Origin of the sequence: Pseudomonas sp. R5-89-07 (genome assembly GCF_003851685.1) — a bacterium.
In the GTDB taxonomy this organism is placed as follows: Bacteria; Pseudomonadota; Gammaproteobacteria; order Pseudomonadales; family Pseudomonadaceae; genus Aquipseudomonas.
In genome coordinates, this window is the sequence record NZ_CP027727.1 from 2919562 (window position 1) to 2945368 (window position 25807).

At 61.8% G+C, this 25807-nt stretch carries 17 protein-coding genes; 14 read left to right on the forward strand and 3 right to left on the reverse strand.

All coding sequences use genetic code 11. The annotated features are described in order from the left end of the window. Positions 1-117 precede the first annotated feature (117 nt). Complete coding sequence (locus C4J94_RS13255) at positions 118-813, reverse strand: pirin family protein (protein ID WP_124386577.1); 696 nt, start codon at positions 811-813, stop codon at positions 118-120. A gap of 217 nt (positions 814-1030) precedes the next feature. Between C4J94_RS13255 and C4J94_RS13260 the strand changes: the two genes are divergently transcribed. Then, positions 1031-3478, forward strand: a complete 2448-nt coding sequence (locus C4J94_RS13260; protein WP_124386578.1) for a UvrD-helicase domain-containing protein — start codon at positions 1031-1033, stop codon at positions 3476-3478. A 117-nt stretch (positions 3479-3595) separates the two neighbouring features. Here C4J94_RS13260 and C4J94_RS13265 read toward each other — a convergent pair whose 3' ends face one another. Then, the gene (locus tag C4J94_RS13265) at positions 3596-3868 is read right to left on the reverse strand and encodes a DUF1652 domain-containing protein (protein ID WP_026013572.1); all 273 of its coding nucleotides are present in this window, start codon (positions 3866-3868) and stop codon (positions 3596-3598) included. Positions 3869-4121: 253 nt separating this feature from the next. Between C4J94_RS13265 and C4J94_RS13270 the strand changes: the two genes are divergently transcribed. From C4J94_RS13270 to C4J94_RS13280, 3 genes are all read left to right on the forward strand, one after another. Further along, positions 4122-4931: an AraC family transcriptional regulator gene (locus C4J94_RS13270; RefSeq protein ID WP_124386579.1), complete on the forward strand. Its 810-nt coding sequence runs from the start codon at positions 4122-4124 to the stop codon at positions 4929-4931. Positions 4932-4980: 49 nt separating this feature from the next. After that, positions 4981-6387 (forward strand): FAD-binding oxidoreductase, encoded by a 1407-nt coding sequence (locus C4J94_RS13275; RefSeq protein ID WP_124386580.1) that lies wholly within the window; start codon positions 4981-4983, stop codon positions 6385-6387. A 115-nt stretch (positions 6388-6502) separates the two neighbouring features. Next, the gene (locus C4J94_RS13280; protein ID WP_124386581.1) at positions 6503-7582 is read left to right on the forward strand and encodes a polyamine ABC transporter substrate-binding protein; all 1080 of its coding nucleotides are present in this window, start codon (positions 6503-6505) and stop codon (positions 7580-7582) included. 24 nt (positions 7583-7606) lie between these two features. On the opposite strand, the gene C4J94_RS13285 is transcribed toward C4J94_RS13280, so the two are convergent. Continuing rightward, positions 7607-8392, reverse strand: coding sequence for a response regulator transcription factor (locus C4J94_RS13285; RefSeq protein WP_372240883.1), 786 nt, complete (start codon positions 8390-8392; stop codon positions 7607-7609). Between the two features lie 199 nt (positions 8393-8591). Here C4J94_RS13285 and C4J94_RS13290 point away from each other — a divergent pair, with 199 nt between their 5' ends. The 10 genes from C4J94_RS13290 to C4J94_RS13335 all read left to right on the forward strand — a co-directional run bounded on the left by C4J94_RS13290 (position 8592) and on the right by C4J94_RS13335 (position 25664). Next, positions 8592-9956, forward strand: coding sequence for an APC family permease (locus C4J94_RS13290; RefSeq protein ID WP_124386582.1), 1365 nt, complete (start codon positions 8592-8594; stop codon positions 9954-9956). Positions 9957-9965: 9 nt separating this feature from the next. Next, positions 9966-11069: a P1 family peptidase gene (locus C4J94_RS13295; protein WP_124386583.1), complete on the forward strand. Its 1104-nt coding sequence runs from the start codon at positions 9966-9968 to the stop codon at positions 11067-11069. A 365-nt stretch (positions 11070-11434) separates the two neighbouring features. Beyond that, positions 11435-12868: a serralysin family metalloprotease gene (locus C4J94_RS13300; protein WP_124386584.1), complete on the forward strand. Its 1434-nt coding sequence runs from the start codon at positions 11435-11437 to the stop codon at positions 12866-12868. A gap of 46 nt (positions 12869-12914) precedes the next feature. Beyond that, complete coding sequence (locus C4J94_RS13305; RefSeq protein WP_124386585.1) at positions 12915-13268, forward strand: protease inhibitor Inh/omp19 family protein; 354 nt, start codon at positions 12915-12917, stop codon at positions 13266-13268. Between the two features lie 104 nt (positions 13269-13372). After that, positions 13373-15124 (forward strand): type I secretion system permease/ATPase, encoded by a 1752-nt coding sequence (locus C4J94_RS13310; RefSeq protein ID WP_124386586.1) that lies wholly within the window; start codon positions 13373-13375, stop codon positions 15122-15124. Then, positions 15121-16422 carry an HlyD family type I secretion periplasmic adaptor subunit gene (locus C4J94_RS13315; RefSeq protein ID WP_124386587.1) on the forward strand — a complete coding sequence of 434 codons (1302 nt, stop codon included), beginning with the start codon at positions 15121-15123 and terminating at the stop codon, positions 16420-16422. Before C4J94_RS13310 ends, C4J94_RS13315 begins: the two co-directional genes overlap by 4 nt. Before the next feature lie 2 nt (positions 16423-16424). Further along, positions 16425-17765, forward strand: a complete 1341-nt coding sequence (locus C4J94_RS13320; RefSeq protein ID WP_124386588.1) for a TolC family outer membrane protein — start codon at positions 16425-16427, stop codon at positions 17763-17765. Between the two features lie 156 nt (positions 17766-17921). Next, positions 17922-20879, forward strand: a complete 2958-nt coding sequence (locus tag C4J94_RS13325; RefSeq protein WP_124386589.1) for an autotransporter serine protease — start codon at positions 17922-17924, stop codon at positions 20877-20879. A gap of 60 nt (positions 20880-20939) precedes the next feature. Then, on the forward strand, positions 20940-24047 hold the full coding sequence (locus C4J94_RS13330) for an autotransporter serine protease (RefSeq protein WP_124386590.1): 3108 nt from the start codon (positions 20940-20942) through the stop codon (positions 24045-24047). Positions 24048-24239: 192 nt separating this feature from the next. Beyond that, positions 24240-25664 (forward strand): lipase, encoded by a 1425-nt coding sequence (locus C4J94_RS13335; RefSeq protein ID WP_124386591.1) that lies wholly within the window; start codon positions 24240-24242, stop codon positions 25662-25664. Positions 25665-25807 lie beyond the last annotated feature (143 nt).

The following is a 25807-nucleotide window of genomic DNA, read 5'->3' on the forward strand; positions in this document are numbered from 1 at the left end:
CCAATGTGGGAGGGGGCTTGCTCCCGATGGCGGTAGCTCAGTCGATATCACCCGTGACTGACCCACCGCTATCGGGAGCAAGCCCCCTCCCACATTACATGCCAACCAGGCTTGGCTTCAGGCCAGGTCCACCAGCACAATCTCGCTGTCTTCAATCGCCGTCACCCGCAGCACCTGCTCATCGGCAACCGCTACACCGTCTCGCGCTTGCGCACGCAAACCATTGACTTCAATCACCCCCGTTGCCGGCACCAAATACGCACGTCGCCCGCTATCCAGCCGGTACTCGGCACTTTCGCCTGCCTTCAGATTAGCCGCCACCAGGCGTGCATCGGCCCGAATGCGCAGGCTTTCAGCGTCTCCGGCCTTGCCACTGGCCAGGGTCACGAAGCCTTGGCGTTCACCCTGTGGAAACGGTTTGGCTCCCCAGGACGGTGGCAACCCCGACTCATTCGGGATGATCCAGATCTGGAAGATCTTGGTCGGCGTCGCTTCCAGGTTGTATTCGCTATGTGCGATCCCGGTGCCGGCGCTCATTACCTGCACATCGCCAGCCTCGGTACGGCCCTTGTTGCCGAGGTTATCGGCATGACTGATGGCGCCTTCACGCACATAGGTGATGATTTCCATGTCGCGGTGCGCGTGCTGCGGGAAGCCGCTGCCCGGCGCGATGATGTCGTCGTTCCACACCCGCAGGTTGCCCCAGTGCATGCGCTCCGGGTCGTGGTATTCGGCGAATGAGAAGTGGTGATGGGCGTCGAGCCAGCCATGGTGGGCGCCGCCCAGGGTGTTGAAGGGTCGAAGTTCAAGCATGATCGTCTCCTGTTGATGGCCCTATGATCCAACAGCGCATGATCGATAAAAAGCGTAAAAAATGCCTGATTCCTATCCATTTATTCGATGATAGACAGGCGCATTAACTTTCACTTCACCGCCTAACTGCATGACAGCAAAGCATTTGGCTGGAACTGAGCGGCAATTCCGGCGACCATGGCGCACCGTTAAAACCAAGCTCATCGCAGGAGTCCGCGTGCCGCACCCACAGCCTGATCTGCCCCCAGAACTGCGCCCTCTGGCTGAAATGCCATTGTTGAAACGGCTCGCCGCGCGCCTGTTCGGCCATGGCCTCACGCGTTTGCGCGCGCAGCACCGGTTTTCCTGGTTGCACGGCCAAGCAGACGGTTTTCGCAGCGGGCATGAAGCCGGTGTGGAGTATGGTTATTGCGAGGGCAAGGCGGAGGGGCTGGAGGAAGGCCGGCAAGTCCTGCTGATTCGCGATTTTCGCTCCGATGAGCACCGTGCTCCTGGCATTGATGACAGCCTGTTCGACGATTGGCGACTGCCGCTCACCGCCGACATCAAAAAGCGCATGAAAGCCGACGTGGTGCGTTTGTTGCCCGCTCACGCCCAGCCCAGCGCCGCGCAGTGGAAGATGATCTTCAGCGACACGCCGTCAACCTCGGTGATTGCCGGTGCCGGAGCAGGCAAGTCCACCTCGCTGGTGCTGCGTATCCTGCTGCTGACCCATTACCTGGGCTTTGAGCTGAGCTCGATGACCGTGGTGACCTTCACCCGCGAATCGCGCAAAGACTTCATTCACAAGCTCATGGAAATCCTCAACCTGTGGGGCCAACCTCTCGGCCAGAAAGAAGCCCAGGCGGTGGTGCGCACCTTTCACTCGCGCATTCTGCCGATGGTGCGCAGCCTGCCAGGCTTTGAGCGACTGCAGGCCTTCGAGAACCTGAACGCCGGGTTCGAGGACGCCGACAGCAACCCGTTCGATTTGCGCATCAATGACGCCCAGCGCCAACAGATGAACGCCTGCTACCACCGCTTGCATGGCCATCATGCGCGTTTCCGCGAGTTGATCGCACCGCTGGCCCGCCATGGGTTGCAGCTCAAGGAGCTGGAGCGTGATCACCCCGATGTGCAGAAGCGCATAGCGGTAACGGAACTGGCGGCCAAGCGCGATGAAGAGCTCTGCGATGTCATCGAGGACCTGTGGTTTCGCGCCGGCGCCTGGCCAATCCAGGGCATCGAGCCGAGCCGGCAGACGATGGAAATCAACGGCGCGCAGTTCCACTGCCATGGCTATATCCCCGAACTGGATGCGTGGGTGGTGCTTGGCTTCGATTCGCGTGAAAACGCCCAGATCAGCCGGCCCAATTCAAAGCTGTCAGTGCGCGCAGAGTGGGCGGTAAAGCGTACCTTGTTTCAAGCTTTCTGCCGTAAGCCATTGATATGGTTAGACGGTTATGAGGCCTCAAGAAAATTGTCAAGTAGCCTGGCAGGCGATGCCACGGCCGGGCCGGGGTTTGATTACAAGGTCAAGGGCGAGCTTACTTCGGCGCCGCTACTGGACAGCTTCGTCATGGCCGCCGGTTTTATCGAAAACCTCGGCCTGGATGTGCCCACCGCCGTGGGCCGGATGAGCTTCGCCAGGGACGACCCGGACCGCTTGTTCTTCGAGGCCCTGGGTATCTTCTGGAAAGCCCTGGAAGATCACCTGCTTGATCAGTCGCCGCCGATCATGACCTTCAACCGCATGTTCTCGCTATTTGGCGAAAACACCCCGGAAAACCTCAAGCTGCTCAGCGACCCACTGCTGCGGCCGATGTCGCACCTGATGATCGACGAGTTCCAGGACGTTTCACCGCAGATCGTCTCGTGGATTCGCGCCAGCCTGCGCGAGATCCGCAGCCGTGGCCCGGCCATGCACGTCGGGCGCGGGGCCCAGCGTTCGTCATTGCTATGCGTGGGGGATGACTGGCAGTCGATCTACGGCTGGCGCGGCAGCTCGCCCCACTACTTCATGGAATTCAACAAAGAGTTCCCATCGCCGAGCACCACCCGCGTGATGCTGGGTGAGAATTACCGCAGCCACCAACACATCATCGACGCTGCCGAGCACATCGTGCGCAGTGCCCCGGCCATTCCCGGCAAGAAAGCGAAGGCTTGCGGCGAGTCCAAGCCGTTGGTACCCGTGGTGGTGCGCGAGCGCGACGACGCGGCGTTGGCCCGGCAATTACTCGAACGCTATCAGCAGGGCGATACAGTCTTAATGCTGTATCGAAAAAGCAGCGATAAGTTATTGATGCTAGAGCATATTCAGAACATAGTTAATCTGGATTCGAGCTTGCCGCCACAGGCGCGAAGGCTGAAACAGCTGACCTATCACAGCGCCAAGGGCCTGCAGGCGGATACGGTGTTTCTACTGGGTGATTGCCAGCACCTTACCAGCTCGCCCTACAAGAACCAGGTCTACCGCATGGCGGGCCTGGGCAAGGAAGGCGACAGCGAGGCGTACGACAACGCACAAAAAGACGAAGTGCTGCGTCTGGCCTACGTCGGTATCACCCGAGCGGTAAGCCACTGTTATTGGTATGTGGAAAAGCCCGAAGGCCAGGCGGTGAATGTGCCAAGGGCGTCGGAGCGGGTGGATGGCAGGAAAGCGTTTTTCGACGATCAGCGCGGTTAATGCGGGAGGGGGCTTGCCCCCGATGGCGGTGTGCCATTCGACCTTTCAGTGGCTGACCCAACACTATCGGGGGCAAGCCCCCTCCCACAGTTGGATCTCACAGGCTTGGGGCCTCGGTCAGGCCCGCAACGACAATGGCGGCACGAAACACTCCAGTTCATCTTCCACCGCCTCGATGATGCGTTCCACATCGGCGGCGTTCATCACCGTGGCGCAGGGAATGCCGGCGATGGCGATCAGTGTCTCGCCGCTGGCCCGGTCGAACAGGCGGGCAACCATGCTGCCGGGGGCGTCCATGCTCCCCTCGAAGCCCATCGGATGAAAATGCCAGCGCATCAGCTGACAGGCGTTAGGGAATGTCACTTTGTTCATGTTGCCTACCTTGTTCATTGAGCGCTTCCTTTAGCTCGCGGCAGGGGCCAGGACTTTCAATCGTCGTGGCGTCGAGCATTAAAAATAGCATTCGTTCGCAAGTGCGAGGCGACTTTTTCAGGCCCGTTCGGCGGTTCTTTTAGCTCATATTGACTTGAATCAAGTCCGAACCGGTATTAGGCAAAACGCCACTAGCCAGACGTTGAACCTGGTCATTGAAAACACCGCTGCATTTGGGCAATCTCAAGTGTTTATTCCAGTAGGCCCGCGTATGCCCGACCTCGCCCCAGACGATGACTGCCTTACGACCCAAGCCACCCGCGAGCTGGTCCTGAGCCATCACCTGTGCTGGCGTCATCGCGATCTGGACGGGGTGATGGCCTACTACCATCCCGAGATCCAGTACCACGATTTCTTCCAGAACCGCGTGGTGGTTTACGCTGAACTGCGTGAATACCTGCAAGCCAGCATGCCACGCGGGGCTGACGAGGCCATTGAGCACACCGACCGCATTCGTGCCGACGGTGATACGGCTTTTATCCAGTACCGCATTACGTTGCGGGGCGGGCAGGGGTTGGTTTCGTTTCGCACCAGTGAGGCCATCACCGTGCGTGATGGGCTGATCTGGCGCGTCAACGAATACGCCTCGCTGGTGCACGAGCAGCCCACCCGGGCCTTGCGCCCCACGGTCAGCCGCCTGGGGCTTTCGCCTCAGCAGCTGGGCCATATGGCTAACGATCTGCAGCAGTATTTCCAGGCGCAGCAACCCTACCTGGATCCGGAACTGGACCTTCAGCGAGTCGCCACCGAATGTGGCTACAGCCGCAATCAGATCTCCTACCTGCTCAACCAGGTGCTGGGGCAGAGCTTCTACCGTTACGTCAACGAGGCCCGGCTGCGGCACTTGCTGGCGGCACTGGAGCAGGCGGCGCAACCGATCAAGGTCGACGACCTGGCCTTTGCCGCTGGCTTCAATTCGCTGTCGGCGTTCTATAGCGCCTTTCGCCAGCATACCGGCCAATCGCCCAAGGCCTACGTCAAACTGATTTCTCTGCGTGCACGCGCGCAAGACAGTCAATAAGGCCGCGCTCTAGGATCGACCCTATCGAAACGAGGTAGGGGAACAGGGCATGCAGGCCTGGCGCACGATCAGCTTATGGATGGACCAACTCGACGACCCGTTGCAGGCGCGGCCGTGCCTGGAGCATGACCTGGATGTAGACGTGGCCATCATCGGCGCCGGCTACACCGGCCTGTGGACCGCGTATTACCTCAAGCGCCAGGCACCGCAGTTGAAGATCGCAATCATCGAGGCGCAAACCGCCGGTTTTGGGGCGTCCGGTCGCAACGGCGGCTGGCTGATGGGCAACCTGCTCGGTGAAGACCGGCTGCTGGCAGGGCTCACACCCCCACAGCGTCGCGCTTCGTTCGACCTGCTGCACGGCATTCCCGATGAAGTAGCCCAGGTGCTGGCCCGCGAAGGCATCGATTGTGACTATCGCAAAGGCGGGGCGCTGTATTGTGCGGCGCGCTACCCGGAGCAGGAGGGCAACCTGCGCCGTTACCTCGACAAACTCTACGCCCAGGGCCTCACCGAAGCCGACTACCGCTGGCTGAGCCCTCAGCAATTGGCCGAACAGATCCGCATCGCCAAACCTTACGGAGGTATCCATGCACCTCATGTGGCGACCATCCACCCGGCCAAACTGGTGCGCGGCCTGGCGCGAGTGGTAGAGAGCCTGGGCGTGAGCCTTTACGAAAACAGCCCGGTGACCCATTGGCAATCCGGCGCCGTGCGCACCGCCAAGGCCAGTGTGCGTGCCGCCTGGGTGGTGCCGGCTGTCGAGGGTTACGCCACGACCTTGCCGCCACTGGGCCGCTACCAACTGCCGGTGCAAAGCTTGATGGTCGCCACCGAACCGTTGCCCGCCAGTGCCTGGGATGACATCGGCCTGAGACACGGCCAGGCGTTTGGTGAGAGCAGCCGGCAGGTCACTTACGGTCAGCGCACGCTGGACAATCGCTTGGTGTTCGGCGCACGTGGTGGTTATCAGTTCGCTGGCAAGCTGCGCCATGACTTTGACTTGACCGACAGTGAAGTAGAGCTGCGTCGTTACCTGTTCGGCGAACTTTTCCCACAGTTCAAGAAGGTACGAATTACCCATTCGTGGGGCGGCAACCTCGGCATGTCACGCCACTTCCGCCCGCACATGCTCTGCGATCACGCGACCGGTATCGCGTTGTCTGGCGGGTATGGCGGGGAGGGCGTCGGTGCCACCAACCTGGGGGGGCGCAGCTTGGCCGACCTGATCCTGGGCCTCGACACGCCACTGACCCACCAGCCCTGGGTAATTCGCGAACATGGGCTCAAGGCGCTGAAAGCCTGGGAGCCTGAGCCGTGCCGCTGGCTGGGCTACAACGCGATCATCCGCAGTTTCGTGCATGAAGACCAGGTGTTGGCCAACCCCAATACCGCACCCTGGCGCCGCAAGCTGGCGACCGGGGTGGCGGGTTTCATGGAAGGTTTCATGCACTGAGCCGTTTCACTCACATGGGGATAACCATGAGCATTACGCACTATTGATTCTGTAACGCTTTGATCCTTGATCGCCTGCCATAAAAACAGCCCTAAAACCGCCAGGAAATCGAACCATGAAAGCCATTGCCCTGTTGCCCTTGATATTGGTGGCCTCCGTCAGCCAGGCCGCTGAGACGGTAAAGCTCTACAACTGGTCGGATTACATCGCGCCGGACACCACCCAAAACTTCCAGAAAGAAACCGGCATCGGTTTCACCTACGACGTCTACGACAGCAACGAAACCCTGGATGGCAAGTTGATGACCGGTAAATCCGGCTATGATGTGGTGTTCCCGTCCAACCACTTCATGGCGCGGCAGATTCAGGGCGGGGCGCTCAAGCCGCTCGACAAGCGCCAACTGCCCAACTGGAAGAACCTCAACCCGGTACTGCTCAAGGCTCTGGAAAACAACGACCCGGGCAACGCCCACGGTTTCCCTTACCTGTGGGGCAGCACCGGCATCGGCTACAACATCGACAAGGTCAAGGCCGTTTTAGGCGACAACGCCCCGGTGGATTCCTGGGACCTGGTCTTCAAGCCGGAAAACATGGCCAAGCTGCAAAAGTGCGGGGTGGCGATCCTCGACAATGGTCCGGAGTTGCTGCCGGCGGCGTTGAACTACCTGGGCTTGCCCCACCACAGTCAAAAGGCCGAGGACTACAAAAAGGCCGAAGACCTGCTGATGAAAGTGCGGCCTTACGTGGCCTATTTCCACTCATCGAAATACACCGCCGACCTGGCCAACGGCGATATCTGTGTGGCCGTCGGTTTCTCTGGCGACATCCTGCAGGCTGAAAGCCGCGCCAAGGAAGCCAGGAACGGCGTGAACATCGGCTACAACATTCCCAAGGAAGGCGCGGCGATCTGGTTCGATATGGTCGCCATGCCCGCCGATGCGCCGAATGAACAGGCCGGCTACGCGTTCATGAACTACCTGCTGCGCCCAGAGGTGATGGCCAACATCACCAATTACGTGCATTACGCCAATGGCAACCAGGCAGCCGACAGCCTGGTGGACCCGCAGATCAAGGCGGACACCAAGGTCTACCCCAGCCCGGAAATGATGGGCAAGTTGTTTGCGCTGCAAGCCATGCCTTTGAATATCGACCGGATTCGCACACGAGTCTGGAATAGCATCCGCACCGGGCGCTAGGCGCAACGCAACACCCAGGTGAAGTCAGGGATTGTCCAGGTCATGTCCCAGTGACTGGATAAACAACGAAAACAGCTCGGGCTGTGACGAGATATCCAGCTTCGCGTAGAGATGTCGCCGGTGCACCTTCACGGTGTCCGGCGATATCTTCAGGCGTTCGGCCATGGCCTTGGAAGAGAACCCGCGCAGCACCAGGCGGGCGACTTCCAGCTCGCGCTCCGAGAGCACACCGCTGCCGAAGTGGCTCAACGCATCGCGGATCTGGCTGTCCATGGCCGGCGCGCGCTGGGTGCTTTGCTGCCAATGTTGCTGCATCAACGGCAGCACCCAGGCCGCGAGCGTGGTCATCAGCCCGGTTTGTTCAAAACTGAATCGCCGCTGCATCCCCAGCGACAGCGATAACGTCCCCGCGCCGGGCAATTGCAGGATGAATTGCACCTCATCTTCCAACACGTTGTCGTGGAAGTAATTGAGAAAGTATTCACTCTGGCGAAAATGGTCCGGCGCTACTTCTTCCAGGCGATACACGCCGCTGGCATAGCCCTCGCGACAGGCCTGGAAAAACGGGTCGAGCAGATACAAACCGTTGAGGTAGACCAGCATCGACGCCGGTTTGCTGCTGGGTTGGGCGTCGTATTCTTCCAGGGCCTGGGGCGGACCCTCGAGGGGATAGAAAATCGCCAGGGCGTTATCGAACGGCAGCCACTGATGCAGCAACAGCACCAATTGTTTCCAGAAGCGCTCGGTGCCCAGTTGTGCGACGGTGCGGCCCAGGCCGGCGTGCAGGCCGACCTCGTTGAACAGGCTCATCAATAGCGCTCCGACCTTCAAAAGATCGGCCAAGCCTTCGGCTTTTGGCGGCCACCGTCAAGGGGAGTACGCCAATAGGGGAATTGGCCGGCAACCGGGTAGCGTTTACTGTCCGGTCATCCAGCGGGAAGCATATCCCGCCCACCGCCCGACTTTTCGTTTCTGCCTCCTACCAAAAACAACGACAGAGGATAACGATATGAGTGCTTCCCCCGCCCCAGATGGCGTGCTCAAGCCCACCCTGAGCGTCTTCGATGTAGTCGCCATTACCGTCTCGGCGGTCACTCCGGCCAGTTCCGTATTCGTGATTGCCCCGTTTGCCATCCAGCAGGCTGGCAGCGGGGTATTCCTGGCGTTCGTGATGGCCGCGTTGCTCGCGTTGATGTTCGCCTTTTGTTACGCCGAACTTGGCCGCGCCCACAACAGCGCCGGCGGCGAGTACGTATACGCCAAGCGGGTGTTCGGTGGCATGGCCGGTTATGCAACTTTTTTGACGGTGCTGGTGATGTTGCTGTTTATCCCGCCGGTGCTGGCGACCGGCGCGGCGACCTACCTGAACAACGCCCTGGGCACGCGGTTCGACTCGCAAACGGTCGCCCTGGTTATCGTGGTTTGCAGTTACGCCCTGGGCATCCTCAATATCAAGCTCAATGCCTGGATCACCGGCACCTACCTGCTGTTGGAAGTCGCCGCCTTGCTGGTGATCGTATTTATCGGCTTCGGCAACCCGGTACAGCCGGCCAGCGTGCTGTTCCAGCCGCAAATCGTCGAAAACGGCGTGTTGCACTTGGCGCCCTGGGCCTTGGTGATCGGCGCAGTCGGCATCGGCCTGTTCTCGTTCAATGGTTACGGGCCCGCGGTGCTCCTGGCCGAAGACATGAAGTGCGGCGGCAAAGGCGTGCACAAGGCAGTGTTGTGGTCCCTGGGACTGGTGGTCGTCATCGAATTGGTACCGATCACCGCGCTGTTGATTGGCGCGCCGTCCTTGAGCGCGATGATCAGCAGTCCCGACCCCATCGGCTACCTGCTGACCAGCCACGGCAATGAAACCCTGTCGCGCCTGGTCAGCGCCGGGATCTTCCTGTCGGTGTTCAACGCCATTGTCGCCATCGTCATCCAGATCGGCCGCGTGGTGTTCAGCAGTGGCCGTGATGCGCTGTGGACGCCGGGCATCAACCAGTTATTCACGCGTATTCACCCGCGCTGGGATTCACCGTGGCTGGCGACGTTGTTCCTGGCGGTGCCTTCGGCGTTGCTGAGCTTCAGCTCGAACCTGGCGGACCTGACCTCGTTCAGCGTATTGCTGATCATGCTGGTCTACCTGGTGGTGGCCTTGAGCGCATTGATGAGCCGGATTGTGCTGCGCGACCGTGAGCATCCCTACCGCATGCCGTTGTGGCCGTTGCCGGCGCTGCTGGCCGTGCTGGGCGCGGGTTATCTGCTGGTGACGCTGATGCTTGCGGCATCGGGACGCGACATCATGATTATCATCGGCTTGCTGGCCCTGTCGGTGATTTTGTATTCCATTAGTGGCCGGTTGAGTCCGGTCTTTCAGAAACTGTAAGGAGTGGTTATGCGCGCACGTCAATTGGGCATTACGTTGGGGCTGGGCACGCCTGGCGAATGGAATGCAATCACCGATGTTCCGGGCGTGCGCGTCGGCCACGCGACGCTTAACGCCAACGTCGGCGGCAAGCAGGTGCGCACCGGCGTCAGCGTGATCCAGCCGCGCCCTGGTGAAGCACGCCATCAACCCTGTTTTGCCGGGTACCACGTGCTTAACGGCAATGGCGACGCCACCGGCCTTGAGTGGATTCGCGAAGCGGGGCTGTTGACCACACCGATGGCTATCACCAACACCCACAGCATCGGCATTGTGCGTGACAGCTTGATCGCCCTGGAGCGTGAGCGCCTGGCGGACCCGGCGGTGTATTGGTGCATGCCGGTGGTGATGGAAACCTATGACGGCCTGCTCAACGATATCTGGGGCCAGCATGTGCAACCCGAGCATGTGCGCGAAGCGCTGGACAAGGCCGAGTCAGGCCCGGTGCAGGAGGGCGCGGTGGGTGGCGGCACCGGGATGATCTGCCATGAGTTCAAGGGCGGCATCGGCACGGCGTCGCGGCTGTTGCCGGCGGAGCAGGGCGGCTGGACCGTCGGCGTGCTGGTGCAGGCCAACCATGGCAAACGCCAGGAACTGCGCGTCGATGGCTACCCGGTCGGCCGCCACCTGATGCAGATCGCTTCGCCGTTTGCCGACCGCGGCACACCGGGCATGGGCTCCATCGTGGTGATTATCGCCACGGATGCACCGCTGTTGCCTCATCAATGCCAGCGCCTGGCGCAGCGCGCGTCCATCGGTATCGCGCGCACCGGCGGCGGCACCGAGGATTCCAGCGGCGACCTGTTCCTGGCCTTCGCCACCGGTAACCACGCCTTGCCGCCTGCCGATTACGGGCGCAAGGACCTGGCGCTCAGCACGGCATTGCACATGGTCAATAACGACCATATCTCGCCGCTGTTCAGCGCCGCGGCCGAGGCGGTGGAGGAGGCGATCATCAATGCCCTGCTGGCTGGCGAAGACATGACCACCCAGGACGGCGTCGCGGTGCCGGGCCTGGCCGGCGAGACGGTGTTGGACGCGCTGCACAAGTGTGGCTGGAGTCTGCCCCGGTAAAAGGGGACAGCATAGTTTAATTGTAAGTAGTGGCTCTTTAATGTTGCCAATGACACCGTGACAATATATTGGATCCCTTATTCAAGTAGGCCGCTCACTAGAGCGGCTTTACTTGTATTTAATATTTAAATATCGCTCGGCGCTATTCTGGCGCACAAACACAACAGCCCCCAACAAACGCTACGCGGGACTTCCCAAAGTTGAAATCGGGTCAGCTTTTTGCTACTGAAATATGTGTAGACGAAAGATTTCAAGTTGTGTCAGTTTTCTTACGCCTTCAAAAGAGGTGAGTGATAGGACTATCCTCGCCCGCGAGGTTCCTATCGAACAAAGACTGATGCACTTGCAAACAAGGAAGTACGTTTATGTCAAAAGTAAAAGACAAGGCTATTGTATCTGCCGCGCAAGCCAGCACTGCTTACTCGCAAATCGATAGCTTCAGCCATTTGTATGACCGTGGCGGCAACCTTACGGTCAATGGCAAACCGTCCTACAGCGTGGACCAGGCAGCGACCCAGCTGCTGCGGGATGGCGCCGCCTACCGGGACGTTGATGGCAACGGCAAGATCGATCTGACCTACACCTTCCTCACCTCGGCTACCCAGAGCACCATGAACAAACATGGCATCTCCGGCTTCAGCCAATTCAACACCCAGCAGAAAGCACAGGCCGCACTGGCCATGCAATCCTGGTCGGACGTCGCCAACGTAACCTTTACCGAAAAGGCTTCCGGCGGTGACGCACACATGACCTTCGGCAACTACAGCGGCGGCCAGGACGGCGCGGCGGCGTTTGCTTACCTGCCCGGTACCGGCGCAGGCTACGACGGCACCTCGTGGTACCTCACCAACAGCAGCTACACGCCGAACAAGACCCCGGACCTGAACAACTATGGCCGGCAGACCCTGACCCACGAAATCGGCCACACCCTGGGCCTGGCTCACCCTGGCGACTACAACGCCGGGAATGGCAACCCGACCTACAACGACGCGACCTATGGACAGGACACGCGTGGCTATAGTGTCATGAGTTACTGGAGCGAGAGCAACACTGGCCAGAACTTCACCAAAGGCGGGGTCGAGGCTTACGCGTCGGGGCCGCTGATCGACGACATCGCCGCGATCCAGAAGCTCTACGGTGCCAACTTCAACACCCGCGCCGGTGACACCACCTACGGTTTCAACTCCAACACCGGGCGCGATTTCCTCAGCGCCACCTCCAATGCCGACAAGCTGGTGTTCTCGGTATGGGACGGTGGGGGCAACGACACCCTGGACTTCTCCGGTTTCACCCAAAACCAGAAGATCAACCTCAATGCGGCCTCGTTCTCCGACGTTGGCGGCCTGGTAGGCAACGTGTCCATCGCCAAGGGCGTGACGGTCGAGAACGCCTTTGGCGGCTCGGGCAACGACCTGATCATTGGTAACCAGGTTGCCAACCTCATCAAGGGCGGGGCCGGTAACGACCTGATCTACGGTGGTGGCGGTGCGGACCAACTGTGGGGCGGCGCCGGCAGCGACACCTTTGTGTTTGGTGCCGTGTCCGATTCCAAGCCAGGGGCGGCGGACAAGATCTTTGACTTCACCTCAGGTTCGGACAAGATCGATCTGTCCGGCATCACCAAAGGTGCAGGCGTGACCTTCGTCAATGCGTTCACCGGGCATGCCGGAGATGCGGTGCTGTCCTACGCCTCGGGTACCAACCTGGGGACGTTGGCGGTGGACTTCTCTGGGCACGGCGTGGCGGATTTCCTCGTCACCACCGTTGGCCAGGCGGCTGCCAGCGACATCGTGGCGTGATGTAACGCGCGGCGCTTCGGCGCCGCGTTCCAGGCTGGAGCCAAAGATGCAGCGTTTCAAATGGTTCACCTTATTGATCGTGTCGGCAGGAGCCCATGCAATGGCGAGCAGTCTTGTTTTACCCACCACCGCGCAGTTGGCGGGGCATTGGCAGTTGCACCAGGGGGAGCAGGTGTGTGCGCTGGACCTGCTGGAGCAGGCCAATAGCCTGGGGGGCGATGTGGCGTGTGTCGCGCAATGGCTGGGGGACGACCCCCTGAGCTGGTCGCCGACGCCAGACGGGATCTGGCTGATGAATGCCGAAGGCAGCGGGATTACGCATCTGAATCGTCAGAAGGAGGGCGAATATCAGGCGCGGACTAAATCGGGTGCCCTAGTTGTGTTGCAACGCATGCCTTAGTTCCGGCTATAAGCTTATAACTTAATTTTTTAGTTGGCCGCTCCTTATTCAGGGGGTAGGGCGACTATTGCGCGCAAACTGGGTTCAGGGAAGATAAAGAAGATATGGCCAAGCCCCATACCGTTGCACCCTTGTTCAAGGCGCTGGGTGAATACAAGAGCATCTTGATCAGCATTGGCTGTTTTACCGCGCTGATTAACCTGTTGATGCTGGTGCCCTCGATTTACATGCTGCAAGTGTACGACCGCGTGCTGTCCTCCCAGAATGAAACCACCCTGGTGATGTTGACGTTGATGGTCGTGGGGTTCTTTGCCTTTATTGGCTTGTTGGAAGTTATCCGCAGTTTTGTGGTGATACGCATCGGCAGTGAGTTGGAGCGCCGTTTCAACTTGCGTGTCTACAAAGCCGCCTTCGAACGCAACCTGCAGCGTGGGCAGGGGCATGCCGGACAGTCCCTCGGCGACCTGACCCACATTCGCCAATTCATTACCGGGCCTGCGCTGTTCGCGTTCTTCGACGCGCCGTGGTTCCCGATCTACCTGTTCGTGATTTTCCTGTTCAATGTGTGGCTGGGTGTACTGGCGACCGCCGGTGCGGTGCTGCTGATCGGCCTGGCCTGCCTCAACGAATACCTGACCAAAAAGCCGCTGGGCGAAGCCAGCGGTTTTTCCCAACAGTCGACGCAGTTGGCCACCAGCCATTTGCACAATGCCGAAACCATCCAGGCCATGGGCATGCTCGGCGCGCTGCGCCAGCGTTGGTTCGCGGTGCATTCGCAGTTCCTCGGTTTGCAGAACAAGGCCAGCGACACCGGCTCGGTGATCACCTCCTTGAGCAAGTCCCTGCGCCTGTGCCTGCAATCGCTGGTGTTGGGCCTTGGCGCGTTGCTAGTGATCAAGGGCGATATGACCGCGGGCATGATGATCGCCGGCTCCATCCTGATGGGCCGGGTACTCAGCCCCATCGACCAGCTGATCGCCGTGTGGAAGCAGTGGAGTTCGGCGAAACTGGCGTACCAGCGCCTCGATGAACTGCTGCGCGAGTTCCCACCGGAAGGCGAGCACATGACGTTGCCGGCGCCCAAGGGCCAGGTGAGCTTTGAACAGGTCAGCGCTGGTCCACCCGGTCGGCGCCTGGCGACCTTGCATCACCTCAGCTTCAACCTCGGCGCCGGTGAGGTGCTGGGCGTGCTCGGCGCCTCGGGCTCGGGTAAATCCACCCTGGCCCGCGTGCTGGTGGGCGTGTGGCCGACCCTGGCCGGCACTGTGCGCCTGGACGGTGCGGACATCCACCGTTGGGACCGCGAGGACCTCGGCCCGCATATCGGCTACCTGCCCCAGGACATCGAACTGTTCAGCGGCAGCATCGCCGACAACATTGCACGTTTTCGCCAGGCCGACCCGGCGCTGGTGGTGAAGGCAGCGCAACAGGCCGGTGTGCACGAGCTTATCCTGCGCCTGCCCCAAGGCTACGACACCGTTCTGGGCGACAACGGCGGCGGCCTGTCCGGCGGGCAGAAGCAACGCGTGGCCCTGGCCCGTGCGCTGTATGGCAACCCGCGTTTGATCGTGCTGGATGAGCCCAACTCCAACCTCGACACCGTCGGCGAAGCCGCGCTGGCCAGCGCCATCGTGCAGATGAAGGCCCAGGGCAGCAGCGTGGTGCTGGTCACCCACCGTTCTTCCGCATTGGCCCAGGCCGACAAGTTGCTGATCCTCAATGAAGGCCAGTTGCAGGCGTTCGGACCCAGCCAGGAAGTGCTGCGCGCGTTGTCCGGCCAGCAGGAAACAGCGAAGGAAAAAACCGGCGTCTCTTTCAGTCGCCAGTATCAGGCCGGAAGGAATCCAGGCGCATGAGCAGCCTTATAGTTGAACAACACGACGCACGTTTCTTCGTCCGCATGGGCTGGCTGCTGACCGTGGTCGGCGCTGGCGGCTTTTTCCTCTGGGCCAGCCTGGCGCCCCTGGATCAGGGCATCTCGGTACAAGGCACGGTGGTGGTGTCGGGCAAGCGCAAGGCCGTGCAAACCCTAAGCCCCGGCGTGGTCAGCCGGATCCTGGTGCGCGAAGGCGAGGTGGTGAAGCAGGGCCAGCCGCTGTTTCGTCTCGACCAGACCCAGCACCAGGCCGACGTACAGTCGCTGCAAGCCCAATACCGCATGGCCTGGGCCAGCGCCGCCCGTTGGCAGAGCGAGCGCGACAACCTGCCAGGCGTACGCTTTCCGGCTGAACTGAGCAGCAACCCCGACCCGGCCCTGGCGCTGGTGCTCGAAGGCCAGCGTCAACTGTTCAGCAGCCGGCGCGAAGCCTTTGCCCGTGAGCAGGCCGGCATTCGCGCGAGCATCGATGGCGCCACGTCGCAGTTGGGCGGCATGCGCCGCGCCCGCAGCGACCTGACCGCCCAGGCCCAATCCCTGCGTGAACAACTGAGCAACCTGCAACCGCTCGCCGACAACGGCTACATCCCGCGCAACCGGCTGATGGATTATCAGCGCCAGTTGTCCCAGGTGCAGCAGGACCTGGCGCAGAATGCCGGCGAAAGCGGCCGCGTCGAGCAGGGCATTGTCGAATCGCGCCTCAAATTGCAGCAGCACAGCGAGGAATATCAGAAAGAGGTGCGCAGCCAACTGGCCGATGCCCAACTGCGCAGCCTGACCCTGGAGCAGCAACTCACCTCCGCCGGCTTCGACTTGCAGCACAGCGAAATCAACGCGCCGGCCGATGGCATCGCGGTCAACCTCGGCGTGCACACCGAAGGCGCCGTGGTGCGCGCCGGTGAAACCCTGCTGGAGATCGTGCCCCAAGGCACGCGCCTGGAAGTGGAGGGGCATTTGCCGGTGCACCTGGTGGACAAGGTTGGCACGCACTTGCCGGTGGACATTCTCTTCACCGCCTTCAACCAGAGCCGCACCCCACGGGTGCCAGGTGAGGTGAGCCTGATTTCCGCCGACCAGATGCTCGATGAAAAGACCGGCGCACCCTATTACGTGCTGCGCACCACAGTCAGCGAGGCGGCGCTGGAAAAACTCCACGGCCTGGTGATCAAGCCCGGCATGCCCGCCGAGATGTTCGTGCGCACTGGCGAGCGCTCGTTGCTCAATTACCTGTTCAAGCCGCTGCTCGACCGCGCCGGCTCCGCGTTGACCGAGGAATGAGCATGAAACCTGTGTTCATCGCCTTGCTGTTCAGTTGCGCCAGTGCACACGCCGCCATGGGCCCGTTCGATGTCTACGAGCAAGCCCTGCGCAATGACCCGGTGTTCCTTGGCGCGATCAAGGAACGCGACGCCGGCCTGGAAAACCGCACCATCGGCCGCGCAGGCCTTCTGCCCAAGCTGTCGTACAACTACAACAAGGGCCGCAACAATTCCGAGGCGCACCTGCCCGATGGGCGCGGTGGCAGCTACCGTGACGACCGCAACTACAACAGTTATGGCTCCACCTTCAGCCTGCAACAGCCGCTGTTCGACTACGAAGCCTATGCCAACTACCGCAAGGGCGTGGCCCAGGCGCTGTTTGCCGATGAAAGCTTTCGCGACAAGAGCCAGGCGCTGTTGGTGCGGGTGTTGAGCTATTACACCCAGGCGTTGTTCGCCCAGGACCAGATCGACATCGCCCGCGCCAAGAAGAAAGCCTTCGAGCAGCAGTTTCAGCAGAACCAGCACTTGTTCCAGCAAGGCGAGGGCACCCGCACCGACATCCTCGAAGCCGAATCGCGCTATGAGCTGGCCACCGCCGAAGAGATCCAGGCCCTGGACGAGCAGGATGCGTCGTTGCGCGAGCTGGGTGCGTTGATCGGCGTGCAAAGCGTCAACATCAACGACCTGGCCCCGCTGAACCAGGGCTTTGCCGCCTTCACCCTGACCCCGGCCAATTACGACACCTGGCATGAGCTGGCCATCAGCAATAACCCGACGCTCGCCTCCCAGCGCCAGGCCCTGGAAGTGGCGCGCTATGAAGTGGAACGCAACCGCGCCGGGCATTTGCCGAAGGTGACTGCATACGCCAGTTCGCGCAAGCAGGAGTCCGACAGCGGCAACACCTACAACCAGCGCTACGACACCAACACCATTGGCGTTGAAGTCAGCGTGCCGCTGTACGCCGGTGGCGGTATCTCGGCGTCCACGCGCCAGGCCAGTCGCGCCATGGAGCAGGCCGAGTACGAACTGGAAGGCAAGACCCGCGAAACCCTGATCGAACTGCGCCGTCAGTTCAGCGCGTGCCTGTCGGGGGTGAGCAAGCTGCGCGCCTATCAAAAAGCCCTGGCCTCGGCCGAGGCACTCGTGGTGTCGACCAAGCAAAGCATCCTTGGCGGCGAGCGGGTCAACCTCGATGCCCTCAATGCCGAGCAGCAGCTCTACAGCACCCGCCGCGACCTCGCCCAGGCGCGCTACGACTACCTGATGGCCTGGACCAAATTGCACTACTACGCGGGCAACTTGCGTGACACCGACCTGGCCAAGGTGGATGAAGCCTTCGGCCCGGATAGAAAACTGTAGGAGCGAGCTTGCTGTGGCGAGGGAGCTTGCTCCCGCTGGAGTGCGAAGCGCTCCCGGAAAAGCCGGCTCCAGCTGTGCTGTCGAGCGGGAACAAGCTCCCTCGCCACAAAAAGGCTCACTTGTGCAGGGCGAATAACAGTAAACAGGAGTGTACGGATGATCACCGATTCACCACGTTTCAAACCCTTCACCGCAGGCTCATTGCTGCTGCTGTCCGTTGCGGCACAGGCGCAATATGCCGAGACCGGCCAACCGGGGGACCCCACCAGCTGGCGCTCCGCCGAATACCAGAGCGACTGGGGCCTGGGGCGAATGAAGGCCGATGAAGCCTATGCCGCCGGGATCAGCGGTAACGGCGTGAAGATCGGTGCGCTGGACTCGGGTTTCGATGCCAATCACCCCGAAGCGTCCAAAGACCGCTTTCATCCGGTCACGGCCAGCGGCACCTACGTCGATGGCAGTGCCTTCAGTACCACGGGTGCGCTCAACCCGAACAACGATTCCCACGGCACCCACGTCACCGGCACCATGGGCGCGGCGCGCGACGGTGTGGGCATGCATGGCGTTGCGTACAACGCTCAGGTTTTTGTCGGCAACACCAACGCCAACGACAGCTTCCTGTTCGGCCCGACGCCGGACCCCAAGTATTTCAAGGCGGTGTACAGCGCCCTGGTGGATTCCGGCGTGCGCGCCATCAACAACAGCTGGGGCAGCCAGCCCAAGGACGTGAGCTACCAGACCCTGGGCGATCTGCATGCAGCCTATGCCCAGCACTACAACCGTGGCACCTGGCTGGATGCGGCGGCGGATGTGGCCAAGGCCGGTGTGATCAACGTGTTCAGCGCCGGCAACAGCGGCTACGCGAACGCCAGCGTGCGCTCGGCCTTGCCGTACTTCCAACCGGAACTGGAAGGCCACTGGCTGGCGGTGTCGGGGCTGGATAAGGCCAACAACCAGAAATACAACAAGTGCGGCATCGCCAAGTACTGGTGTATCTCCACCCCCGGTGCGCTGATCAACAGCACCATCCCGGACGGCGGTTACGGCGTGAAATCCGGCACTTCGATGTCGGCGCCCCATGCCACGGGCGCGTTGGCGCTGGTGATGGAGCGCTACCCGTATATGACCAACGAGCAGGCGTTGCAGGTGCTGTTGACCACCGCCACGCAACTTGACGGCTCGATCACCCAGGCGCCCAACGCCATCGTCGGCTGGGGCGTGCCGGACCTGGGCCGGGCGATGCACGGGCCGGGGCAGTTGCTCGGCGTCACCAATGTGAACCTGGCGGCTGGGCAGGGCGATGTGTGGAGCAACGGCATTTCCGACCAGGCTCTGCTCCAGCGCCAGGCAGAAGACCGCGCCGAGCACAGCGCCTGGCAGCAGACCCTGATCGATAAAGGCTGGCAGAACGGCGTGGGCGCCACGGCCAGCCAGCAGGACCAGACCGACTACGCCGTGGGCAGCGCACGCGATCAGGCCGCGGCGAACCGTGTGTACGAAGGCAGTCTGATCAAGTCCGGCGCCGGCAGCCTGGTGCTCAGCGGCGACAGCACGTACCGCGGTTCAACGACCGTCAACGGCGGCCTGTTGTCCGTGAACGGCTCGTTGATCTCGGCGGTGACCGTCAATAACAGCGGCACCCTCGGCGGCTCCGGGCGTATCGGCGCGCTGTCGGTAAACAGCGGTGGCCGCGTGGCGCCGGGCAACTCGGTGGGTACCTTGCAAGTGGCCGGGGATGTGAACCTGGGCGCGGGCTCCACCTACGCCGTGGAGCTGACGCCCACCAGCAGCGACCGCATCGTTGCAGGCGGCAAGGCGGTGCTGGAAGGCGGCACGGTGACCCTGGCCCTGGAAAACAGCTCGACTTTGTTGAGCCAGAGCCAGGCCCGGAGCTTGATCGGTCGCCAGTACTCCATTCTTGAAGCGGCCGGCGGTATCCAGGGCCAGTTCGGCCAGGTGCTGCCCAACTACCTGTTCCTGGGCGGCACCCTGGACTACGCCGCCAACGGCGTGCAACTGGCGGTGGGGCGCAACGATGCCAGCTTTGCCAGCGTCGGCGCCACCCGCAACCAGCGCGCCGTCGCCGCTGCCGCCGAGCAATTGGGCGCCGGCAACCCGGTGTACGAAAGCCTGCTGCAGTCGGACTCGGTTGCCACGGCGCAACAGGGCTTGCAGCAGCTGTCGGGTGAAATTTACCCGGCGGTGGGCGCGATGTTGATCAACGACAGCCGCCAACTGCGCGACGCGGTGGGCGAACGCTTGCGTCATGTACCAGTGGCCGGTGAAAGCAATCTGTGGCTCAAGGCCCTGGGCGCCTGGGGCAAGTCGGACAATCGCGGTGAAACGGCGGGTTCCACCACCTCCATCGGCGGCTTGCTGGCCGGCGTCGACGGCGCACTGGACGAACAGACCCGCATCGGCGTGGTGGCTGGTTACAGCGACAGCTCGTTGGGCCTGGGCAGCGGCACTCACGCCTCGGCGTCCATCGACAGCTATCACTTGGGCGCCTATGCCGGGCGCGAGCTGGGCGACTGGCGGGTGAGCGTCGGCGGTGCCTACAGCTGGCATCGCGGCGATGTGAAGCGTGACCTGCAATACGGCGAAGTCAGCGGCAAGCAGAAGACCAAGCTGGACGCCAGCACCGCGCAATTGTTCACCGAAGCCGCGTACCGCGTTCACCTGCAACCGCTGGCATTGGAGCCCTTCGCCAACCTGGCCTACGTGCACCTGGACAGTGAGTCGTTCCACGAAAAAGGCGCAGCAGCAGCTTTGGAGCGTGGCAGCGATCAACGCGATGCGGTGCTCGGCACCCTGGGCGTGCGAGCGTTGAAAACCCTGGCGCTGAACGACCACCAGCAGCTTGAGCTGTCGGGTTCCCTGGGCTGGCAACACAGCCTGACCGCCGTCGAGTCCGAAGAACGTCTGGCGTTTGTCGCCGGTGGGCCTTCATTCGACGTACGCAGCGCACCGTTGCTGCGCGATGCGGCGCTGGTGGGCGTGCAGGCGAGCCTGGCGCTGAGCCCGTCGACACGGGTCAACCTGGATTACAACGGCCAATTGGGTGGACGCGAGAAAACCCAGGGTGTGGGGCTGAGCCTGAACTGGCAGTTCTAAAGGCACACCACATTGGAAGCGATTCACATACTGGCAATAAGAAAACTAAGGAAGGTCACCGTGAAAAAACGCAAGTCAGGGTTAACTACCGCCATCCACACCGGCCCGGGCTACCCGCTCAAGGCTTTGAGTTGCGTGCCATACGGCGCGTTGCTGTGCTGCCTGGCAAGCCTGGGGACCGCCCAGGCCGCACCCTATGTGGAAACCGGCAAACTGGGCGACGCCGCCAGTTGGCGCAGCAATGAGTTCAAGGCCGATTGGGGCCTGGGCGCGGTACATGCCGACACGGCATACGCCGCAGGCTACACCGGCAAGGGCGTCAAGCTGGGCATCTTCGATCAGCCGGTATATGCCCAGCATCCGGAATTCGCCAGCCCGAACAAAGTAGTGACGATTGTCACCGAAGGCATCCGCCAATACACCGACCCGTATATCCCGGTGAAGGCCGGTGACGCGTTTCGCTATGACGGCACGCCGTCCCTGGGCTCCAACGGCAAGCTGGGCAACCACGGCACCCACGTCGGCGGCATTGCTGCCGGTAACCGCGACGGCGGGCCGATGCATGGCGTGGCGTTCAACGCGCAAATCATCAGCGCGGAAAACGGCGACCCAGGCCCGGAAGACGGGATCATCCTGGGCAACGATGGCGCGGTGTACAAAGCCGGTTGGGACGCGCTGGTCGCCAGCGGCGCGCGGATCATCAACAACAGCTGGGGCATTGGCATCGGTGATCAGTACGCCAAGGGTGGCCGCGATCCCGCCTTCCCCAACTTCACCGTCAATGAGGCCCAGGCGCAGTTCAATACCATCCGGCCGATCCTCGGCACGATTGCCGGCGGCGCTTACCAAGGCGCAATCGATGCCGCCCGCAGCGGTGTGCTGACCATCTTCGCCGCCGGCAACGACTACAACCGCAACAACCCGGACGCCATTTCCGGCCTGGCGTACTTCGTCCCCGAAATTGCACCGAACTGGCTGTCGGTTGCGGCCCTGCAGCAGAACCCGGACACCAGCAGTGCCAACCCGTATGTGATCAGCACCTTCTCTTCGCGCTGCGGCTATGCGGCGAGTTTCTGTGTGTCGGCACCGGGTACCAAGATTTTCAGCTCGATCATCAACGGCACCAACCTGGACAACCTCACCACCGACTACGCCAACTTCAACGGCACCTCCATGGCCGCGCCCCACGTGGCCGGCAGCGCGGCGGTGCTGATGGAGCGCTTCCCGTACATGAGTGGCGACCAGATCTCCACACTGCTCAAGACCACCGCCACCGACCTCGGCGCGCCAGGCATCGACTCGCTGTACGGCTGGGGCATGATCAACCTGGGCAAGGCGGTCAATGGGCCGGGGATGTTCATTACCGCCGAGGACATTCCGGCTGAGTTTCGCATTGACGGCGCCTACGGCAGTGGCCAGTTCGTCGCGGACCTGCCGGGGATAGGCGCGGTGGTGGATGCCGGTAAACCGACAGAGCGCGTGTGCAACGACGTGCACTGCGGGCTGGATGTATGGAGTAACGATATCTCCGGGCATGGCGGCCTGACCAAGCAGGGCATTGGTGCCCTGGTGCTGACCGGCGCCAACACCTACAGCGGCCCGACCCTGGTCAACCAGGGGTTGCTGGCGATCAACGGCTCGCTCACCTCCGACGTCACCGTCAGCCAGAGCGGCGTGCTCGGTGGCTCGGGGCGTATCGGCTCGCTGAGCGCAAAAAGCGGCGGCACCGTGGCGCCGGGCAACTCCATCGGTACCCTGAACGTGGCGGGCAATGTCACCTTCGAGCCGGGCTCGACGTACGCGGTGGAATTGTCGCCCACCAGCAGCGACCGTATCGTCGCCGGCGGCACCGCCACGCTGAACGGCGGCACCGTGACCCTGGCCCTGGAAAACAGCCCGACGTTGCTCAGCGCAACCCAGGCGCAAAGCCTGATTGGCCGTCAGTACAACATCCTGCAAGCGGCCGGCGGTATCACCGGCCAATTCGGTGCAGTCCTGCCGAACTACCTGTTCATCGGTGGCACCTTGAACTACGCAGCCAATGGCGTGCAGCTGGATGTGGCGCGCACCAACAGCTTCGCCAGTGTGGCCGCAACGCCGAACCAGCGCGCCGTCGCCGCTGCCGCCGAGCAATTGGGCGCGGGCAATGGGGTGTATGAAAGCCTGCTGCTGGCACCGACGGCGGCCTCGGCCCAGGGTGCGTTCCAGCAACTGAGTGGCGAAGTCTACCCGGCGTTGGAGACTGCATTGGTCAATGACAGCCGCTACGTGCGCGAAGCGGTCGGTGAACGGCTGCGCAATGGGGAAATGGGCGCCACCAGCCAAGCCATCGACAGCCGTGGCAACGTGTGGGTCAAGGCACTGGGTGCCTGGGGCAAGACCGACAGCCGCAGCGACACGGCGGGCTACACCACTTCTATCGGCGGCATGCTCGCCGGGGTGGACGGTGCCCTCGACGACGCGACACGCATCGGTCTGGTGGCGGGCTACAGCGATACGTCGCTGAACATGGGCAGCGATACCCATAGCCGTGCGTCGGTGGACAGCTACCACTTCGGCGCCTACGCCGGGCATGAAATCGGCGCCTGGCGCCTGAGCGGCGGCGCGACCTACAGCTGGCACCGCGCCGATGTGAAGCGCGACCTGCAATACGGTGACGTGAGCGGCAAGCAGAAAGCCAAGGTCGACGCCCACAGCACCCAGGTGTTTACCGAGGCGGCGTACCGCGTCAACCTGCAGCCACTGGCGCTGGAGCCGTTCGCCAACCTGGCCTACGTGCACCTGGACACCGATGGCTTCACCGAGAAGGGCGATGCCGCCGCGCTGAAAAGTGGCGACGACAGCCGCGACCTGGTGTTGAGCACCCTGGGTGTGCGCGCCTTGAAGACCTTCAACGTCAACGATCACCAGCAACTGGAAGTGTCCGGCACCCTGGGCTGGCAGCACAACTTGAGCAGTACCGACTCCGAACAGCACCTGGCGTTTGCCTCCGGTGGGCCTTCGTTCGCGGTGGAAAGCGCGCCGATGGTGCGTGATGCCGCGCTGGTCGGTGCACGGGTAAGCCTGGCGTTGAGCAAGGATGCGCGGGTCAACTTCGATTACAACGGTTTGCTGGCCAGCAAGGAGAAGGTGCACGGCGTCGGCCTGAGTCTGGACTGGGCGTTCTAAAGCTTTAAAAACCACTGTAGGAGCGAGCTTGCTCGCGAAAAACTAAAACGTGCCGCGTTTCTTCAGGTAGAGCGCGTCATCGTTGACGATCTTCGCGAGCAAGGGCTAGCCGCCCGCCTCGCTCCTACAGTCGGTAACGGATAACAGGTTTTTTGGCTTTCTCTACAAATCCAACAACAGAGAGGCAATACCATGGGTATCTTTGACTATAAAAACCTCGGAGCCGAGGGTTCCAAGACGCTGTTCGCCGATGCGATGGCGATCACCTTGTATTCCTACCACAACCTGGATAACGGCTTTGCCGTGGGGTATCAGCATAACGGCCTCGGCCTGGGCTTGCCGGCCACGCTGGTGGGCGCCTTGCTGGGCAGTACCGATTCCCAGGGGGTGATTCCCGGCGTTCCCTGGAACCCCGATTCGGAAAAAGCCGCCCTGGACGCGGTGCAACAGGCGGGCTGGACGCCCATCAGCGCCAGCACCCTGGGCTACACCGGAAAAGTCGACGCAAGGGGCACGTTCTTTGGCGAGAAGCCCGGCTACACCACGGCTCAGGTCGAGGTGCTGGGCAAGTACGATGATGCGGGAAAGCTGCTGGAAATCGGCATTGGGTTTCGCGGCACTTCAGGGCCGCGCGAGAGCCTGATCACCGACTCCATCGGCGACCTGATCAATGACCTGCTCGCCGCCCTCGGCCCCAAGGACTATGCGAAAAACTACGCTGGCGAAGCCTTCGGCGGCTTGCTCAAGAATGTCGCCGAGTTTGCCGGCGCCCACGGCCTGAGCGGCCAGGATGTAGTCGTCAGCGGGCATAGCCTGGGAGGGCTTGCGGTCAACAGCATGGCCGACTTGAGCGACAGCAAGTGGTCAGGCTTCTACAAGGACTCCAACTACGTAGCCTATGCCTCGCCGACACAAAGTGCCGGTGACAAGGTGCTGAACGTGGGCTACGAAAATGATCCGGTGTTCCGCGCGCTGGATGGCGCGTCGTCCAACCTGTCGACGCTGGGCGTGCACGACAAACCCCACGAATCCACCACCGATAATATCGTCAGCTTCAACGACCACTACGCGTCAACGTTGTGGAACGCGCTGCCCTTTTCCATCCTCAACCTGCCGACCTGGGTGTCTCACTTGCCTACCGGTTATGGCGACGGCATGACGCGCATTCTCGACTCAGGCTTCTACGAGCAGATGACCCGCGATTCCACGGTGATCGTCGCCAACCTGTCCGACCCGGCAAGGGCCACCACCTGGGTGCAAGACCTCAACCGCAATGCCGAAGTACACAAGGGCAACACCTTCATTATCGGCAGCCACGGTAATGACCTGATCCAGGGCGGCAAGGGCGCTGACTTTATCGAGGGCGGCAAAGGCAACGACACGATTCGCGACAGCAGCGGGCATAACACTTTTCTGTTCAGCGAGCACTTTGGCAACGACCGGGTGATTGGCTATCAGGCGACGGATAAGCTGGTGTTCGACGGGGTAGGGGGCAGCACGGATTACCGTGACCACGCCAAGCTGGTAGGCGGGGATACCGTGATCAGCTTCGGCGCCGACTCGGTGACACTGGTGGGTGTGAGCAGTGTGTCGGGGGAGGGGATAATGATCGGCTGACTGTGGGAATGCAGTAAAAACTGTGGGAGGGGGCTTGCCCCCGATAGCGGTGGTCCAGTCACTTCATGTGTCGATTGCCATACCGTCATCGGGGGCAAGCCCCCTCCCACATTTTGATCGGCGTACAACGATCAATAAGGGGA